The organism is Franzmannia qiaohouensis, assembly GCF_031451695.1.
Lineage (GTDB): Bacteria > Pseudomonadota > Gammaproteobacteria > Pseudomonadales > Halomonadaceae > Franzmannia > Franzmannia qiaohouensis.
Genome location: NZ_JARWAM010000004.1, coordinates 189,141 through 206,102 on the forward strand (window position 1 = coordinate 189,141; position 16,962 = coordinate 206,102).

Below are 16,962 nucleotides of genomic sequence, written 5' to 3' on the forward strand. Positions count from 1 at the left end.
CTAGCGCCCATGCGGTTCTCTGCGGCGGGGCTTGAGCGCCAGTCATGATGGGCAATCGAAACCTGAAAAAATTCCCTGCGCCCCTGACAGCCCCCCGACCGGCACGTTACCATTAGCCTGACATGCACTCACCGAAAGGTTCATCAATGCAGATTGCGCAGAACTCCGTTGTCGCGTTTCACTACACCCTGACCAACGATGCAGGTGAGGTGCTGGACAGCTCGGAAGGCCGCGACCCGCTAACCTACCTCCACGGCGCCGGCAACATCATTCCGGGTCTGGAAAAGGAACTCGAAGGCCGCGAAAGCGGTGAAAAACTGCAGGTCACCGTTGAGCCGGCCGAAGGCTATGGCGAAACCCAGCCGTCGCTGGTGCAGGAAGTCCCCCGCGATGCCTTCCAGGGCGTCGAGAGCGTCGAGCCGGGCATGCAGTTCCAGGCTCAGACCCAGGGCGGCCCGCTGATGGTCACCGTGACTCAGGTCGAAGGCGACACCGTGACCGTGGATGGCAACCATCCGCTGGCCGGCCAGACGCTGAACTTCGACGTCGAGATCTCCACGGTGCGCGAAGCCAGCCAGGAAGAGCTCGAGCACGGTCACGTGCACGGCGAGGGCGGCGTGGAGCACTAAACGCTCGCCACGCTCGATCCGACACGCGGGGCAGCCATCGGCTGCCCCGCCGTCGTTTCAGGTCTCACCATCAGCCCGCTGGGGCACCAGTACCAGCTGTCCGTGGCGCACGCTGCGCTCGGCGATCACCTCGCTGGCGAACCCCTGTACCTCGCACCCGCGGCCCTTGAGCACCGCCACCTCCAGACAGCTGTGGTGGTCGAGATGCACGTGCAGGGTCGAGACGGTCAGGTGGTGGTGGGCGTGGGAGTGGTGGGTCAGGCGCTTGGCCAGCTCCCGCGCGGCATGATCGTAGACGTACACCAGCGCTCCCACGCAGGGCTGCTCGGCGTCGCCCTCCAGCGTCGTCTCCTTGATTCCCGCCCGCGCCAGGTCGCGGATCGCCTCGGAGCGATTCTGATAGCCACGCTGGGCGATCAATCGGTCCAGGTCCGCCATCAGGGCATCGTCCAAGGTCACCGTTACCCGCTGCATTGCTCCCTCCTCGCTCGCGTGGGTCGCCACGCGAGTATGATGTTATTGACTAGACTTCATACGGCGTCGACTTTAGGGTAAGAAAAAAGCCAAGGATCCGCTCATGTCGCTATCGCGTTGTCGCTGGCTCGTCGCCGCGACGCTGGCCCTCGCCTTCAGCCCGCTGGCCGCCGGAGCCCCCTCGCAGCTGGTGCTGGCCATCGGCGGCGAACCCGATGACGGCTTCGACCCGCTGCTGGGTTGGGGCCACTACGGTCATCCGCTGTTCCAGTCGACGCTGCTGAGTCGCGATGCCGAGCTTGCCAGCCAGCCCGAGCTGGGCCACGACTGGTCGCTATCCGACGACCGCCTGCGCTGGACCCTGCAGCTGCGCGACGACGCCAGGTTCAGCGACGGCACGCCGCTGACCGCCGCGGACGTGGCCTTCACCTTCAACGCTGCCGCCCGGGCCGGGGGACGCGCCGACCTCAGCGTACTGGCCAGCGCCGAGGCCCTCGACGACCACCGCGTACGGCTGACCCTGACAGAGCCACGCATCACCTTCGTCGAGACCCTCCACACCCTGGGCATCGTGCCCGACGCCGACCGCGACAACGGCTACCACGACGGCTACGCTCGCGCGCCGCTGGGCTCCGGCCCCTACCGACTGGTCGAGTGGCAGGAGGGCGAGCAGCTGATCGTCGAACGCAACCCCCACTACCATGGCGACACACCGCCCTTCGAACGGCTGGTGTTCCGCTTCACCGGCGAGGATACCACGCTGGCCGCCGCCAATGCCGGCGACCTGCAGCTGGCTGCGATTGCGCCGGCGCTGGCCGCCCAGCCGCCCACCGGCATGCATCGGGTCGCCATGCAGAGCGTCGACAACCGCGGCATCCTGTTCCCCATGCGGCGCGCCAGCGGTGATACCAGTGCAAGCGGCGCGCCGATCGGCAACGACGTCACCGCCGACCCGGCAATCCGCCAGGCGATCAACCTGGCCCTCGACCGCGAGCTGCTGGTGGAGGTCGCCCTGCACGGCTTCGGCCAGCCGGCCTACGGCCCCGCCGACGGCCTGCCGTGGAGCGATCCCGCCGAGCGCGTCGACGACGGCGACCTGCAGGCCGCCGCCGAGCGACTCGACGCCGCGGGCTGGCAGCTGCAGGACGATGGCCTGCGCCGGCGCGACGGCCAGGCGGCGCGCTTCCACCTCACCTACCCCGCCGGCGACACTACCCGCCAGCTGCTCGCCGAGAGCGTTGCCGAACTGCTGCGCCCGCTGGGTATCGCGGTCGAGCCGATGGGCCGCCACTGGGACGAGATCCGCCGCGAGGCGCTGCATCAAGATGCCATCCTGTTCGGCTGGGGTAGCCACAGCCCGCAGGAGATCTACTACCTCTATCACAGCCAGCACGCCGGGCAGGATTACTACAACAGCGGCTTCTATGCCAACCCGGCCGTCGACGCCCACCTCGAGGCGGCCCAGAACGCCGCGAGCTTCGACGCCTCGCTGCCCCATTGGCGAGCGGCCCAGTGGGACGGCGCACAGGGCTACGGCGTACGCGGCGACGCCGCCTGGGCCTGGCTGGTCAACCTCGAGCACCTCTACTTCGTCGACGACTGCCTCGACCTCGGTGAGCTGGGCGTCGCCCCCCACGGCCACGGCTGGCCGATCACCGCCAACCTGCTCGACTGGCAGTGGCAGTGCGAGGGATGACCTGCCTGATCGCCGCGCTAGGCCGGCGACTGCTGCGCCTGATCGCGGTGCTCGGGATCGTCGCACTGGCCGCCTTCGGCCTGATGCAGGCCTCGCCGGTGGACCCGGTAGACGCCTACCTCGGCGCGCAGCTGGCCCAGGTCAGCCCCGAGCAGCGGGCGCTGATAGCCGAGCGCTGGGGCGTCGACCAGCCGGCAGTGCAGCAGTTTCGGCTGTGGCTGGGCAACCTGCTGCGCGGCGAACTGGGCTGGAGCCGGGTCTACAACGCCCCGGTCGGCGAAGTGATCGGCACCCGCTTCCTGGCCTCGCTGCCGCTGCTGGCCAGTGCCTGGCTGGGTGCCACCCTGTTCGGCTTCATCCTCGGCGTAGTGGCCGGCACCCGCGAAGACGGCTGGGCCGACCGCTGGATCCGCCGCTACGCCTACACCCTCGCCTCCACGCCGACCTTCTGGCTGGCGATCCTGGCGCTGCTGCTGTTCTCGGTGGCGCTGGGCTGGACCCCGGTATGCTGTGCCGGACCTGCCGGGGTAACCCGCGATGAACTGGGCCTGGCCACCCGCCTCCACCATCTACTGCTGCCGGCGCTGACCCTGTCGCTGCTCGGCGTGGCCCAGATCACCCTGCACACCCGGGCGCGGATGCTCGAGCTGATGCGTTCCGAGATCGCCCTGCACGCCTTCGCCCAGGGCGCCAGCCGCCGCGAGGTGGCGTGGCGCCACGGCGCCCGTCACGCCTGCCTGCCGGCACTGACGCTGGCGTTTGCCTCACTGGGTGAGCTGTTCGGCGGAGCCATCCTGGTCGAGCAGGTGTTCGCCTACCCCGGCCTGGGCCGCGCCACGGTAGAGGCCGGCCTGCGCAGCGACGTGCCGCTGCTGCTGGCCATTGCGCTGTTCACCGCGCTGTTCGTCAGCCTCGGCAATGCCCTGGCCGACGGCCTCTATCGGCTGGTCGACCCGCGCCTGCGCGAGGCATACCAGTGAGCGGCGCAGCGCAGGCCAAGGCATCGCAACGGGTCCTGCGCGGCAATCCGCGGCTGGGCCTGGCGCTGGGGGCGCTGGCACTGCTGGTGGCCCTCATCGCACTGCTGATCGCCCAGCCCACGCTCGCCGAGCGGGCCGCCGCCAGCGACTTCCAGGCCCGCCTGCTGGCCCCCGGCGGCGAGCACTGGTTTGGTACCGATGTACTCGGCCGCGATCTCCTGGCGCGCACCCTGCAGGGCCTTACCCTGAGCCTGTGGGTGGGTGCCGCGGCGGCACTGCTCGGCACCCTGATCGCGCTGGGCCTGGCGGCCCTGGCGTGTCACGGGCCGCGCACCGATGTCGCCGTGGGGCTGCTGGTCGACAGCGTGCTTGGGCTGCCGCATCTGATCCTGCTGATCCTGATCGCCTTCGCCATGGGCGGCGGCACCCAGGCGGTGATCATCGCCGTGGCGCTGACCCACTGGCCGAGCCTGACCCGGGTACTACGCGCCGAGCTGCTGCAGCTGAGGCAGGCCGACTACGTGCGCCTGTCGCGCCGCTTCGGCAAGTCCCGCGGCTACATCATCCGCCATCATCTGCTGCCGGCGCTGCTGCCCCACTGCCTGGTCGGCGGCCTGCTGCTGTTTCCCCATGCGATCCTCCATGAAGCGGCGCTGACCTTTCTCGGCTTCGGCCTCTCGCCGGGCCAGCCCGCCATCGGCGTGCTGCTCGCCGAATCGCTGCGCTATCTCAGTGCCGGCTACTGGTGGCTGGGCGTCTTCCCGGGGCTCGGCCTGCTGCTGCTGGTGCTGGCCTTCGACCGTCTGGGCAACGCCCTGCGGCGGCTGCTCACCCCCCGCGAGGCCCAGCAATGACCCCAACCTCGTCAAGCGGAGCCTGACCATGCTCGAGATCCGCCAACTCGCCCTCGACTTTTTGCGCTACCGCGGCCTGTGGCGCCGCGAGACGGTTACCTGCCTGCGCGACGTATCGCTGACCCTGGCCCGCGGTGAGCTCCACGCGGTGGTGGGCGCCTCGGGGGCCGGCAAGAGCCTGATGGCCCAGGCCCTGATCGGTCTACTGCCCGGCAACACCCGGCGCCGCGGTGAACTGTGGCTCGACGGCGAGCCGCTGGACGCGGCACGCCAGGCGGCGCTGCGCGGCAAGCGCCTGGCGCTGATTCCGCAATCGCTGGCGGCGCTGGACCCGCTGGTGCGCAGCCATCGTCAGGTCGCCTGGGCGGCACAGCGTGGCGGTGCCGCCGCGCCGCGGGCGGCGGCCGAGCGCGCCATGGCGCAACTCGGCCTGGTCGGCGACAGCGCGCGACGCTACCCCCATCAGCTCTCCGGCGGCATGGCGCGGCGGGTACTGCTGGCGATGGCCACCGCCGGCAACGCCGAGTGGCTGATCGCCGATGAACCCAGCGTAGGCCTCGACCCGCAACAGCGCGACGGCGTGCTCGACCAGCTGCGCCGGGTGGCCGACACCGGCAAGGGCGTGCTGCTGATCACCCACGATCTGCGCCATGCGCTGCGCGTGGCCGACCGGGTCACGGTGTTCCACGCCGGCACCACCCTGGAAACCGCGCCGGCCACGGCCTTCCACGGCCGCGGCGAGGCGCTGGCCAGCGACTACGCCCGGGCCCTGTGGCGGGCCCTGCCCGACAACGACTTCGCCCGCCCCGCTGCCCGGGAGGCCACCCAGCTTGCTTGAAGCCTGCGACGTCACGGTCGGCTATCGGCGCGGCGAGAGCGTGCTGCGCGGGATCTCGCTGCAGCTGGCAGCCGGCGAGTGGCTCGGACTCAGCGGCGCCTCGGGGTCCGGCAAGTCGACCCTCGGCCGAGTACTGGCCGGGCATCTCGCCCCCCGCCGCGGCAGCCTGCGGCTCGACGGCACAGCGCTGCCGCGGCGCGGCCTGCACCCTGTGCAGTGGCTACCCCAGGTGCCGGAGCTGGCGGTCAATCCGCGCTGGCGCATCGGCCGCGTGCTGAATGAGGCCTGGTCGCCGAGCGCCGCGCAGCGCCGGCGCTTCGGCATCGACGACGCCTGGCTCGAGCGCTACCCCCACGAGCTGTCCGGCGGAGAGCTGCAGCGGGTGGTGGTGCTGCGCGGCCTGGCGCCCGGGGTACGCTACCTTATCGCCGACGAGATCACCTCGATGCTCGACGCCATCACCCAGGCGGCGCTATGGCAAGCGCTGGGCGAGGAGGCCCAAGCGCGACGCCTGGGAGTACTGGTGATCGGCCACGATCCGGCGCTGCTGCAGCGGCTCTGCCAGCACCGAGTGCGGCTGGAGCAGGGTCAGCTGTTCGCCTCGTCCTGAGACGCTTGGGCACGCAGGGTGTGATAGCCGCCCCACAGTCGGGTCGCGGTGGTGATCAGACAGGCCACCGCGAACAGCGTGGCCAGCAGCGCAAAGTGCTGGGGAAACAGACAGAAGAGCACGAAGGCGAACAGCGTCTCGGTGCCCTCGGTGAGCCCGTGCAAGTAATAGAAGGCCTTGGACTCGAAGCGCGGCCGCTCCAGACGGTGCTTGGCGGCCATGATCGCGAAGGCCAGGAACGAGGTGCCGGTGCCAATGAAGGCGAACAGCAGCAGCGCCGCGGCCAGGGCGTTGGCCGCCGGGTCGGCCAGCGCAAAGCCCAGCACCACCGCGGCGTAGAAGACGAAATCGAGGCCGATATCGAGAAAGCCGCCGGCATCGCTGGCACGCTGGGTGTGCCGCGCCAGGGCACCGTCAAGGCCATCGCCGAGGCGGTTGAGCAGGATCGCCACCAGCGCCGGCAGGTACCACTCCAGCGCCAGCAGCGGCAGCGCCAGCATGCCCACCGCGAAGGCCGCCACGCTGACCTGATCCGGCCGCACGCCGCGCCGTGCCAGCGCTGCAGCCATCCATCCAAGCGGCGCCTGGGTCAACGGCATGGTCCAGCGATCGAGCATCAGCTGCGCTCCTCACGGGCATCGATCAGAAGCGGCTTGCCGCTGCGCCGCCGCCAGCGGAAATAGCGCGCCAGCCAGTCGAGCACACGCTCGGGCTTGTGGGCATTCTTCCACACACCGGCGCTGGCCTTGGCCGCCTCCGAATAGCTTGGGTAGGGATGAATCGTCGCCAACAATTTGTTGAGGCCGATATTGCGAGTCATCGCCAGGGTGAAGGTGGCGAGCAGCTCGCCGGCGCCGTGGCCGACCACGCAGGCACCGAGGATACGATCCTTGCCGGGCACCGTCAGCACCTTGACGAAACCGCGGTCGTGGCCGTCGGCGATGGCGCGGTCCAGCTCGCCGAGTTCGTAGCGGGTCAGCTCGTACTCCACCCCGCGCGCCTCGGCCTCGCGCTCACTGAGCCCGACCCGTGCCACCTCGGGGTCGCTGAAGGTCACCGCCGGCAGCGCCCGGTAGCTGACCGCGAAGCGCTTGACCTCGCCGAACAGGGCGTTGACCGTGGCGTGCCACGCCTGGTGGGCGCTGGCGTGGGTCAGCTGGTAGGGGCCCACGACGTCGCCGCAGGCCCAGATATTGGGGTGCACGCTGCGCAGGGTCTCGTCGACATCGAGGGTGCCGTTGGCACGGGTGGCAATCCCCAGCGCCTCCAGTCCCAATCCGGTCACGTTGGCCTCGCGCCCCACCGCCATCAGCAGGCGGTCGAAGACGAGGCGTGCCTGACTGCCGTCGCCGCGCTCGATGACCAGCACCTTGCCGCGGTCGGCGTGACTGGGGCCAGGCTCCACCGCCACCGCGCGACAGCCCAGATGCAGTGCCACGCCCTCCTCGCGCAGCCCGGCCTCGAGCGCCTCGGCGACGTCGCGATCCTCCCGCGGCAGCAGTTGGGCGGCGCCTTCGACCAGGTTTACCCGGCTACCCAGCCGCGCGAAGCTCTGGCCCAGTTCGCAGCCGATCGGCCCACCGCCGATCACCACCAGCCGCTCGGGCAGCCGTTCGAGCTGCCACAGGTTGTCGGAGGTCAGTATCTCGTCGGCGGCGATGCCCGGCAGCGGCAGCACCCGCGGACGCGCACCGCTGGCGATGATCACATGGCGGCTGGTCAGCACCCGCTCGCCAACGCGCACCTCCCAAGGCGTCTGCAGGTGCGCCTCGCCGTGCACCACATCCACGCCCAGACTGCTATAGCGGGCCGGGCTGTCATGGGGCGCGACCTTGGCGACGGCCTCGTGGACGTGGGCCATGACGCCGTGAAAATCGATGTCGGGCTCACCGAGGTGGACCCCGAAGCGCTTGGCCTGGCGCGCCTCATGGGCGACACGCGCGGCACGAATCAGCGCCTTGGAGGGCACGCAGCCGGTATTCAGGCAGTCGCCGCCCATGGCCTCGCGTTCGACCAGCGCTACCCGCGCCTTGACCGCCGCGGCGATATAGCTCGCCACCAACCCCGCCGAGCCGGCACCGATCACCACGATGTCGTAGTCGAAGCTGCGCGGCCGGTGGTAGGCCTTGGCCAGCCGACGACGCTTGATAGCCTCCACCGTGAAGCGTGCCAGCAGCGGAAACAGCCCGATCAGCACGAAGGATGCGATCAGCGTCGGCGACAGGATGCCGCCCAGCGAGTCGAGGCTGCCGAGCTCGCGGCCGGCGTTCACGAACACCGCCGTGCCCGGCAGCATGCCCAGCTGGCTGACCCAGTAGAAGGTCGCCACCTTCATTCGCGTAAGCCCCATCACCAGATTGATGACGAAGAACGGGAACAGCGGAATCAAGCGCAGGGTGAACAGATACAGCGCACCTTCGCGCTGGATGCCGCGGTTGATGCTATCGAGCTGGGTGGCGAAGCGCCGCTCCAGCGGGCCGCGGGCCAGGGTCCGCGCGATCAGGAAAGCCAGGGTCGCGCCCAGGCTGCTGGCGAAGGAGATGATCAACAGCCCCCAGCCGAAGCCGAACAGCGCCCCGCCGAGCAGCGTCAGCAGCGTCGCCCCGGGCAGCGACAGCCCGGCCATCAGCATGTAGATCAGGAAGAACCCACCGCCGACCAGCAGCGGCCGCTCGCCGAACCAGCGCTGGAACTCGGCCTGATTGGCCCTTAGGTTGTCGAGGGTCAGCCACTGGTGCGCGCCGCTGATAAAGAATGCCGCCACTACCAGCGTGATGCCGGCCAGGATCCACAGTCGTCGTTGTGCCAAGCTCGTCTCTCCATGATCAGGGTACCTGCCTGGGCCTCAGGTTACGCACGCCCCCCCGGCGTCCTATTCTTAGAGGAAACTGCGCATTCAGGTTGGCGCTAAGTCGCGTTGGGGCCTCGCTTCCTTACAGCGGCGGCCGCAGGTAACTCGGGAACCCCTATGCCATGAGGCCATCAAAGCAGGCATCGTCCCGCAACCGGTCAATTACCATGCCACCGATTCGTCCGCTTCGCTACGCCCTGCTCGCCCTGCTGCCACTCGCTGCCCACGCCGAGGAGGCCAACCAGTCGTCCGCCGAGGCGGTCTTCGCCGGTGGCTGCTTCTGGTGCGTGGAGGAGTTCTTCGACGCCGTCGACGGCGTACTCGCCACCACCTCCGGCTTCAGCGGCGGTGACGTCGAGAACCCCAGCTACGAGCAGGTAGTGGCCGGCGGCACCGGGCATGCCGAGGTGGTCAAGGTCGAGTACGACCCGTCGCAGGTCGACTATGAGACGCTGTTGCACGTGTTCTGGCGCAACATCGACCCCTTCGTTGAAGACCGTCAGTTCTGCGACGCCGGCGAGGCCTATCGTAGCGCGATCTTCACCGCCAGCGACGAGGAGCGCGCCCTTGCCGAGGCCAGCCGCGATGCCGTAGCCGAGCGCTTCGACCAGCCCATCGCGACCCGGATCTATGACTTCGAGACCTTCTACCCGGCCGAGGACTACCACCAGAACTACTACCAGGAGAACCCGCTGCGCTACCGCTTCTACAAGTCGGCCTGCGGCCGTGAAGAGCGCCTCGAGGAGATCTGGGGTGATGAAGCCGGCGGCTTGTAGCCTAGGCTTCGTCTGAAAAGTCGACGAGCGAAGGTCAGACAAGGCAAAAATCAGAGAAAAGACGGAGTTTACGGGGTGTAAATGAGTACTTTGAGCTGATTTTTAACGCCGTATGACCAAGCGCAGGCACTTTTCGGACAAAGCCTAACCTCAGCCCGCCAGGCGGCGCTCCTGGCGGCCTAGCCATGCCGCCAACGCCAGGGTCGCCGCCAGCACCAGCCACGAGGCCAGCGCCACGCCCCACCAGTGGGCCAGTTGCCAGAACGGCTCCAGGTAGAAGCCGCCTAGGCTGGCGCCGACATAGTAGAACACCAGGTAGAGCGCCGAGGCGCTGCCGCGGGCCGTCCTGGCCTGGCGCCCTACCCAGCTCGAGGCCGTCGAGTGGGCGAAGAAGAAGCCGAAGGCGTTGACCGTCAGCCCGATGACGATCGCCGCCAGCGAGCCGGCCAGGGTCAGCAGGGTGCCGGCGGCAAATATCGCGATACCCAGCATCATGCAGCGCGGCTGCGACAGCCGCTGGGCGGCCCGCCCCGACAGCGAGGCGCCCAGGGTACCCCCCAGGTAGGTAACGAAGATCATTCCCAGCCACTGGGTCGTGAGGCCGAAGGGCGCCTCGCTGAGGCGGAAGGTGATATAGCTGTACTGGTTGATGAAGACCATGAAGTTGAGCCCGCCGAGCAGGTAGGCGCCCAGCAGCAGCGGATTGCGCAGGTGGCCGGCGATGGAGCCCAGCGCCACCGTCAGGCGGAACGGCTGCGGCTCGAAGTGACGCGACCTGGGCAGCAGCTTCCAGAACAGCGCCACGCATACCACGCTGACTGCCCCCACGGTAGCGAAGCTGGCCTGCCAGCCGCCCAGATCGGCGGCAAAGCCACCCATTACCCGGCCGCCGATGCCACCCAGGGTATTGGCGCTGATATATAGCCCGACCGCCAGCATCAGCGCGCGCCTGTCGAACTCGTCGCCCATCCAGGCGATCGCTACCGCCGGCAGGCCGCCCAGCACGAAGCCCTGAACGGCACGCAGCCACAGCAGGGTGTGGTAGTCCGGCGCCAGCGCCAGCCCCAGGCTGCACAGCGTGGTCAGCAGCAAGGTCACCAGCATGATGCCGCGCCGACCGATGGCATCGGAGAGCGTGCCGAATACCAGCAGCGCCAGCGCCAGGGTCAGCGTCGACACCGACATCACCAGCCCCGCGGCCAGGGTCGAGATACCGAACACCTGGCGCAGTTCGGGCAGCAGCGGCTGCGGCGCATAGAGATTGATGAATACCGTGAAGGATCCCAGGCAGAGGGCCAGGGTAGCACGCCACCAGGCGCGACTATGGGCTTCGATCATGGACGTCTCCGAGTGGGAAGGGCATGATCAATGCCTTGTATCAATAAGCCAAACAGCAACTTTTGATAGCCGCCATCGGATTTGCTTATGCGCCTGCCTTTCGATCTACGCGCCCTGCAGTGCTTCGTCAGCGTCGCCGACCAGCGCGGCTTCAGCGCCGCCGCCCGTGAACTGCACGTCGCTCAGTCGGCGATCAGCCAGACCGTCGCCAATCTCGAGAAGCGCCTCGAGCTCAACCTGTTCCATCGCCACGAGCGGCGCATCAGCCTCACCGCCGAGGGCGAGGCGCTCTACGCCCACGCCAAGGCACTGCTCGAGCGCGCCGAGGCCGCTCACCTGGCGATGCGCGAGCTGCACGGCCTGGTCAAGGGCGAGGTGCGTATCGGCATCCCGTCGATGCTCGGCTCCTACTATTTTCCGCCGCTGCTGATGGGCTTCAAGGCGCGCCACCCGGGCATCCGCCTGACGGTGGTCGAGGCCGGCACGCGTCGCCTGCAGCACATGATCAACGCAGGCGAGCTGGATCTGGGCGTGGTGATCGACGATGCCACCAGCCAGGGGCTGGAACGGCGTCGTTTCCTGCGCGAGGAGATGGTGGTGTGCGTGCCGGAGGACCACCCTTTCGCGGGGCGCGCCAGCGTTTCACCGGCGGACTTCTTCAGCGAGCCGCTGGTGCTGTTTCAGGACGGCTATTTCCACCGCGAATTCGTCGATGCCCTGGCCGAAACCGGCGGACACCATGCCGACGTAGCATTTCAGTCGAACCTGATCCCGCTGACCAAGGCCATCGTTCGCCAGGGCTTCGGCATTACCACCTTCCTGCGCCGGGTGATCGATGAGCCGGGGCTTGCCGCGGTGTCATTCGCCCCCAAGGCATGGTTAGCGCTGTCCCTGGCCTGGGCCCGTGGCAGCGGCCTGTCGCGGGCCGAGCAGGCCTTCGTCGACTTCGTGCTCGAGCATCCCGATCAGCCGCGCTGACGCCAGGCCGCGCGCTGGGCCAGCTGGGTCTGCTCCATGGGCCGCCGCGACTGCCAGTAGTGGCGCTGCCAGTAGACGTTGTCGATCTCGGAGAGAATCACCCCCTGGGACGTGGAGGCGTGCAGGAAGTAGCCGTCGCCGACATATACCCCTACGTGGTTGTAGGGCCCCGGCGGGCGGAAGAACACCAGGTCACCGGGGCGCAGTTCGCTGCGCTCGATACGGCTGCCCTGCAGGGCCTGGGACTCGGTGGTGCGCGGCAGGTCCATGCGGAAGCTGTCGTTGAAGACGTGCTGCATCAGTGCCGAGCAGTCGATGCCGGCCTGGCCCTCGCCGCCGAGGCGATAGGGGGTGCCCACCCAGCGCTCGTGCTGAGCCAGCAGCGCCTGGCGCACTAGCGCCGGTGACGGGCGCTGGAAACTGCGCAGTTCGCGGTTCGGGTTGTCGACCGGCGACATCAGTGGGTCATGGTCGAGAGACGGCAGGGATGTACCGAAGTAATCGGCGGGGGGCTCTTCTTGGGGCGTTCCAGCACAGCCAGCCACGATAGCAACAAGCAGACATACGCCAGCAATACGCAACATTCCAGCGACCTCGTTCACGAATACGCGAACCGCGCTTCGCCTCCATCACGCATTAGCAGCATGTGGGGGGGCGATATGACATCGCTGTGGAAGTGGTGCCAAGGGCGTTTGCCCGACGTACCACGTCCATAGCGGCCTGTCAGCGGTCCGATGCCAAGAAAGATCAAGCGCCTGACAGGAAGCGCCTGTTGACAATAACCTGATGAATATAATCCATGTTATGGCGTCTGGCGACAGCCGGGAAGGTAACGTTTCGTTAATGAAGGGTACGCGCATCCCCCGGGAGAGTATCAATATGCATCGGCGCCCAGTGCCGCGGGCGCGCACCGGGGAAGTCGAGGCTCGCCCAGGCGCCGGCCAGCGGCGGCGCTCCGGTCAGCCAGGCCACCAGCGCCTCGCGGAAGCTGGCCAGGAAGTCCGCCCGCTCTGCGGTCTCGCCCATGAAGAACGAGAAACCGGCGTAGAGGCCGCGGGCGTAGGCCGACCAGCCGCCGTAGTGCTCGCCGGCCAGCCGCATGGCGCGCTCCAGCGCGGCGGCGAAAGCCGCCTCGTCGAGCCAGTTCAACTGGCGTGCGGCGATCGCCAGATCCACCGCCTGGGCCACGTCCCAGGCGGTCATGTCGATGTCGTTGCAGCCATCCTCGTTGTCGCGCACCCGAGCCAGCCGCAGCAGATGGTTGCGCTCCTCCTCGCCGCAGTCGTCGGATTCCAGGGTGGCGATCTCGGAGGCCAGCCGCGCCGCGTTGAGGGTGTAGGGGGCGTAGTTGATCTGGTACTCCTGGCGGTCGCCGGAACCGAGCAGAAAGTCGAGGAACTCGGCCACGCTTTCGGGACCATGCAGGCCGTAGTGGCTGTCGAGCCACTCGCGGATCGCCTCGCACTCGCGGGGGCTCTCGGGCAACGGTTCGCTCCAAGCGCTGGTGTTGAGCGGGCCGACCAGGGCCAGCGCGGTGAAGCGCGGCAGGCTGGGGCGATCGCCGGGCTCGTGCCAGGCGCCCGGCGTCCAGTCCAGCCAATGGAAGGGGCTGCCGGGATCGTCGCGGTGCCAGCAGATTTCATGGCTCAGCAGCGGCCCGTCGCCGTCGGGCAGTACGCTCTCCCAGGCGGCCCAGGCGCTCAGCAAGCGTCGCGCATCGGGATAGAAGCGGCACAGCACGCCGCGCAGCGACTCGGCTTGATCGGCAAGCGCCGCGGCGTCGAATTCGTCGCTATCCAGGGTCATCTGCAGGTAGAAGGCGTACTTTTCGGCCATATGAATGGTTGCCGCGTGGCGGCTGCAGGCGGCCAGGGCGTTGCGCTGGGCCACTGCCGCTGGCTGCGGTTCGCCGAACGGGGTGTGGGTTCTGGGCAGCGCCGAATGGCTGGCATCGGCAGCCAGCTGATTGAGGTGATGGGCCTGGGCCGGCAACCAGTAGCGGCGCAGCCCGTCGGCGCCGTCATCGGGAAACAACCCCAGGGTCTCGCGCAGGTAGCCGCGGGCATCGTCGCGTCGTGCGGCACTCGGCGGCGGCGCGATACCCTGGCGGAAGAGCAGGTCCGGCTCGCGGATCGAGGCCAGTGCCAGCACCCAGTGACGCGGCTCGCGGCGCCAGGCGCGCATCGCCGCGCGGCTGCGTTCGCGCAGCGGCTCATCGAGCAGGCCGGCCAGCGGCTCGCGCCACGGACTTTCCGGCGACTGCAGCAGCAGCGCCCAATCGCGCGTCACTTCGCCGCTCAGGTCGCGCCCGTCGAACAGGCTGCGCCCGCGCTGGTAGGCATTGGCCAGCGCCAGCCAGTCGCTATAGCGCCGCGACAACAGATCCAGGGCGTGGCCGGCAAAGTCCTCGGCCTCCTGCTGGCTTAGCCACTCCAGGCACCAGCCGGCATAGGCCAGTTCGACCAGTCGCAGCCAGTCCCAGGCCGCCCACTCCAGTGGCTCGCCGCGCGCCACGAAGGTCAGTAGCACATGGCCGTAGGGCTTGGCATCCTGCAGACCGGCCAGCCACGCCTGGCGCTGGTCGGGGTCCTGCTCGAGCAGGCGGCTGGCATCGAGGTCCCAGCCATAGCGGTCGCCCTGCCCGGCCAGCCAGAGCATCAGGCGGATCAGCTCGTCGCGGTCATGTACCTGCCACACCTCGCCGAGCCAGGTGGCGACATCGGGCCAGTCGAGCCCCGGGCTCGGCGGCAGCGCCAGGGTCGGAGCGAAGGCCGCGCGCAGCCGCCACACCGACTCCCCCGGAGCGCTCGGCCACAGCGCTGCCAGCGACTCGCGACGCGCCAGGCGGGCGGCCAGCATTTCCCAGGTCACGCCATCGCCGTCCTGCTCTAGGCGCGCCAGGGCCTCGCAGGCCTCGTAAAAGCCATCGTCGCCGCGCACCCAGCCCTCGCCGCTGCGTGCCGCCAGCAGCGCCTTGAGCCAGTCGTCGAGGTCGCGATGGTGGGTACAGATCTCCTCACCCAGCCGCTTGACCCAGGCGCGCACCTGCTCGGTGGGCAGCCAGCCCGCCGCTGCCGCCAGGGCCAGCAGCTCCAGGGCGTCTAGCTGGCACAGCGGGTTGGGCTGGCCGGGAGTGAACGCCTCGAGCAGCCGCCAGCCCAGCTCGCTGCGCTCCTCGACCCCGAGGTGCACCAGCCGCTCGCTGGCCAGCTCCGCCGACACGGCCGTCGGGTCAGGCTCGAAGGCCCAACCACACAGCACCAGTTGTTGCGCCCACCAGGCATTCAGGGGATCGACCAAGGCTCACCTCGATATGACGAAAGACGGCAATGCATAAATCGGCGCCTAGTGTAGCCGAAAGCGCACAGGGCGCCGATGGTTCGAGGTCAATTGAATATTGAGCGTTTTATATATTGCACAGCACGTCAATTATGATAACAATCGTCGAGATCTACCCTCCAGGAGGCTCCATGCCCATATCGTCTCTTCCCGATCTGATGATCGACAAGGCATTCATCGCCGGTGACTGGCGCGACGCCGAGCGGCGCTTCGCAGTGACCAACCCGGCCAACGGCGACGTGCTCGCCGAAGTACCCGACCTCGATGCCGAGGACGCGCGCGACGCGGTGGCCGCCGCCGAGGCGGCCTGGCCGGCGTGGCGCAAGACCCCGGCCAAGCAGCGCAGTGCGCTGCTGCGCGCCTGGTTCGAGGCGATCATGGCCCACCAGGAGGATCTGGCGCGGCTGATGACCCTGGAGCAGGGCAAGCCGCTCGCCGAGTCCCGCGGCGAAGTCGCCTACGGCGCCAGCTTCATCGAGTTCTACGCCGAACAGGCCAAGCGCATGGCCGGCGAGACGCTGCCCAGCCACGGCGCCGACAAGCGCTTGCTGGTGCTGCGCGAGCCGATCGGCGTGGTCGCGGCCATCACCCCGTGGAACTTCCCGCTGGCGATGATCACCCGCAAGTGCGCCCCGGCGCTGGCCGCCGGCTGCCCGGTGGTGATCAAGCCCGCCGAGGCCACGCCGCTGACCGCCCTGGCCCTGGCGCGCCTGGCCGAGCAGGTCGGCTTTCCCGCCGGCCTGCTCAACGTGGTCACCGCCGAGAAACCGGCCGCCATCGGCGAGGTGCTGACCAGCGACCCGCGGGTGCGCAAGGTCTCCTTCACCGGCTCGACGCCAGTCGGCAAGAGGCTGCTGGCGCAGTGCGCCACTACGGTCAAGAAGGCCTCCATGGAGCTGGGCGGCAATGCGCCGTTCATCGTCTTCGACGACGCCGACCTCGACGCCGCGGTGGAGGGCGCCATCGCCTCCAAGTTCCGCAACGCCGGGCAGACCTGCGTATGCACCAACCGTTTCCTGGTCCAGGACGGCGTCTATGACGCCTTCCTCGAAAAGCTCGCTGCCCGGGTCGCCGAGCTCCAGGTCGGCGACGGCCTCGATGAGGGCGTGATGCAGGGTCCGCTGATCAATGCCGCGGCAGTGGACAAGGTCCAGTCGCATATCCACGATGCCCTGGAGAAAGGCGCGCGGCTGGTGTGTGGCGGCGAACCGCACGCCCTGGGCGGCACCTTCTTCCAGCCCACCGTGGTCGCCGACGTCACCGCCGAGATGCGCGTGGCCCGCGAGGAGACCTTCGGCCCGCTGGCACCGGTGTTCCGCTTCGACACCGACGAACAGGCCATCGCCATGGCCAACGCTACCGAGTTCGGCCTCGCCGCCTACTTCTATGCCCGCGACTATCGGCGCATCTGGCATGTCATGGAGGGCCTCGAGTATGGCATGGTAGCAGTCAATGAAGGTCTGCTTTCCACCGAACTTGCGCCGTTTGGCGGCGTCAAGGAATCGGGCCTGGGCCGTGAAGGGTCGCACCACGGCCTGGATGACTTCACTGAGCTAAAGTATGTGTGTATCGGCGGCCTGTGAGCGCCCCCTACCAACG

15 protein-coding genes are annotated in these 16,962 nt (G+C 68.6%); 9 read left to right on the forward strand and 6 right to left on the reverse strand.

Annotated features, from left to right (window positions below):
- Positions 1-146 precede the first annotated feature (146 nt).
- Entirely contained in the window at positions 147-629 is a 483-nt protein-coding gene (locus QC821_RS06795) for an FKBP-type peptidyl-prolyl cis-trans isomerase (RefSeq protein ID WP_095619722.1), read from the forward strand.
- A gap of 57 nt (positions 630-686) precedes the next feature.
- Here the strand turns inward: QC821_RS06795 and nikR are convergent, their stop codons facing one another.
- Positions 687-1,103 carry a nickel-responsive transcriptional regulator NikR gene (gene nikR / locus QC821_RS06800; RefSeq protein ID WP_309718726.1) on the reverse strand — a complete coding sequence of 139 codons (417 nt, stop codon included), beginning with the start codon at positions 1,101-1,103 and terminating at the stop codon, positions 687-689.
- A 103-nt stretch (positions 1,104-1,206) separates the two neighbouring features.
- Here nikR and QC821_RS06805 point away from each other — a divergent pair, with 103 nt between their 5' ends.
- The 5 genes from QC821_RS06805 to QC821_RS06825 are packed head-to-tail and all read left to right on the forward strand — an operon-like array spanning position 1,207 to position 6,081.
- Complete coding sequence (locus tag QC821_RS06805; protein WP_309718729.1) at positions 1,207-2,799, forward strand: ABC transporter substrate-binding protein; 1,593 nt, start codon at positions 1,207-1,209, stop codon at positions 2,797-2,799.
- A complete protein-coding gene (locus QC821_RS06810) occupies positions 2,796-3,779 on the forward strand; it encodes an ABC transporter permease (protein WP_309718732.1) in 984 nt (327 codons plus the stop codon). Before QC821_RS06805 ends, QC821_RS06810 begins: the two co-directional genes overlap by 4 nt.
- The gene (locus QC821_RS06815) at positions 3,776-4,633 is read left to right on the forward strand and encodes an ABC transporter permease (RefSeq protein ID WP_422720052.1); all 858 of its coding nucleotides are present in this window, start codon (positions 3,776-3,778) and stop codon (positions 4,631-4,633) included. The genes QC821_RS06810 and QC821_RS06815 overlap by 4 nt, the downstream gene beginning before the upstream one ends.
- A 28-nt stretch (positions 4,634-4,661) precedes the next feature.
- Positions 4,662-5,471 carry an ATP-binding cassette domain-containing protein gene (locus QC821_RS06820; RefSeq protein ID WP_309718736.1) on the forward strand — a complete coding sequence of 270 codons (810 nt, stop codon included), beginning with the start codon at positions 4,662-4,664 and terminating at the stop codon, positions 5,469-5,471.
- Positions 5,464-6,081, forward strand: coding sequence for an ABC transporter ATP-binding protein (locus QC821_RS06825; protein ID WP_309718738.1), 618 nt, complete (start codon positions 5,464-5,466; stop codon positions 6,079-6,081). The genes QC821_RS06820 and QC821_RS06825 overlap by 8 nt, the downstream gene beginning before the upstream one ends.
- Here QC821_RS06825 and QC821_RS06830 read toward each other — a convergent pair.
- Both QC821_RS06830 and QC821_RS06835 read right to left on the reverse strand, forming a co-directional pair.
- A complete protein-coding gene (locus QC821_RS06830) occupies positions 6,060-6,698 on the reverse strand; it encodes a CDP-alcohol phosphatidyltransferase family protein (RefSeq protein WP_309718741.1) in 639 nt (212 codons plus the stop codon). The genes QC821_RS06825 and QC821_RS06830 overlap by 22 nt on opposite strands.
- On the reverse strand, positions 6,698-8,890 hold the full coding sequence (locus QC821_RS06835; protein ID WP_309718743.1) for an FAD-dependent oxidoreductase: 2,193 nt from the start codon (positions 8,888-8,890) through the stop codon (positions 6,698-6,700). Before QC821_RS06835 ends, QC821_RS06830 begins: the two co-directional genes overlap by 1 nt.
- A 209-nt stretch (positions 8,891-9,099) precedes the next feature.
- Between QC821_RS06835 and msrA the strand changes: the two genes are divergently transcribed.
- Positions 9,100-9,708, forward strand: coding sequence for a peptide-methionine (S)-S-oxide reductase MsrA (msrA, locus tag QC821_RS06840; protein WP_309718745.1), 609 nt, complete (start codon positions 9,100-9,102; stop codon positions 9,706-9,708).
- A 150-nt stretch (positions 9,709-9,858) separates the two neighbouring features.
- On the opposite strand, the gene QC821_RS06845 is transcribed toward msrA, so the two are convergent.
- Positions 9,859-11,046: an MFS transporter gene (locus QC821_RS06845; RefSeq protein WP_309718748.1), complete on the reverse strand. Its 1,188-nt coding sequence runs from the start codon at positions 11,044-11,046 to the stop codon at positions 9,859-9,861.
- Between the two features lie 87 nt (positions 11,047-11,133).
- Between QC821_RS06845 and QC821_RS06850 the strand changes: the two genes are divergently transcribed.
- Complete coding sequence (locus QC821_RS06850) at positions 11,134-12,024, forward strand: LysR family transcriptional regulator (RefSeq protein ID WP_309718751.1); 891 nt, start codon at positions 11,134-11,136, stop codon at positions 12,022-12,024.
- Here QC821_RS06850 and QC821_RS06855 read toward each other — a convergent pair.
- Positions 12,012-12,482, reverse strand: coding sequence for a C40 family peptidase (locus QC821_RS06855; RefSeq protein WP_309718753.1), 471 nt, complete (start codon positions 12,480-12,482; stop codon positions 12,012-12,014). The genes QC821_RS06850 and QC821_RS06855 overlap by 13 nt on opposite strands.
- 382 nt (positions 12,483-12,864) lie before the next feature.
- Entirely contained in the window at positions 12,865-15,324 is a 2,460-nt protein-coding gene (locus QC821_RS06860) for a DUF1266 domain-containing protein (RefSeq protein WP_309718756.1), read from the reverse strand.
- A gap of 170 nt (positions 15,325-15,494) precedes the next feature.
- Here QC821_RS06860 and QC821_RS06865 point away from each other — a divergent pair, with 170 nt between their 5' ends.
- Positions 15,495-16,946: an NAD-dependent succinate-semialdehyde dehydrogenase gene (locus QC821_RS06865; protein ID WP_422720057.1), complete on the forward strand. Its 1,452-nt coding sequence runs from the start codon at positions 15,495-15,497 to the stop codon at positions 16,944-16,946.
- Positions 16,947-16,962: the final 16 nt, after the last annotated feature.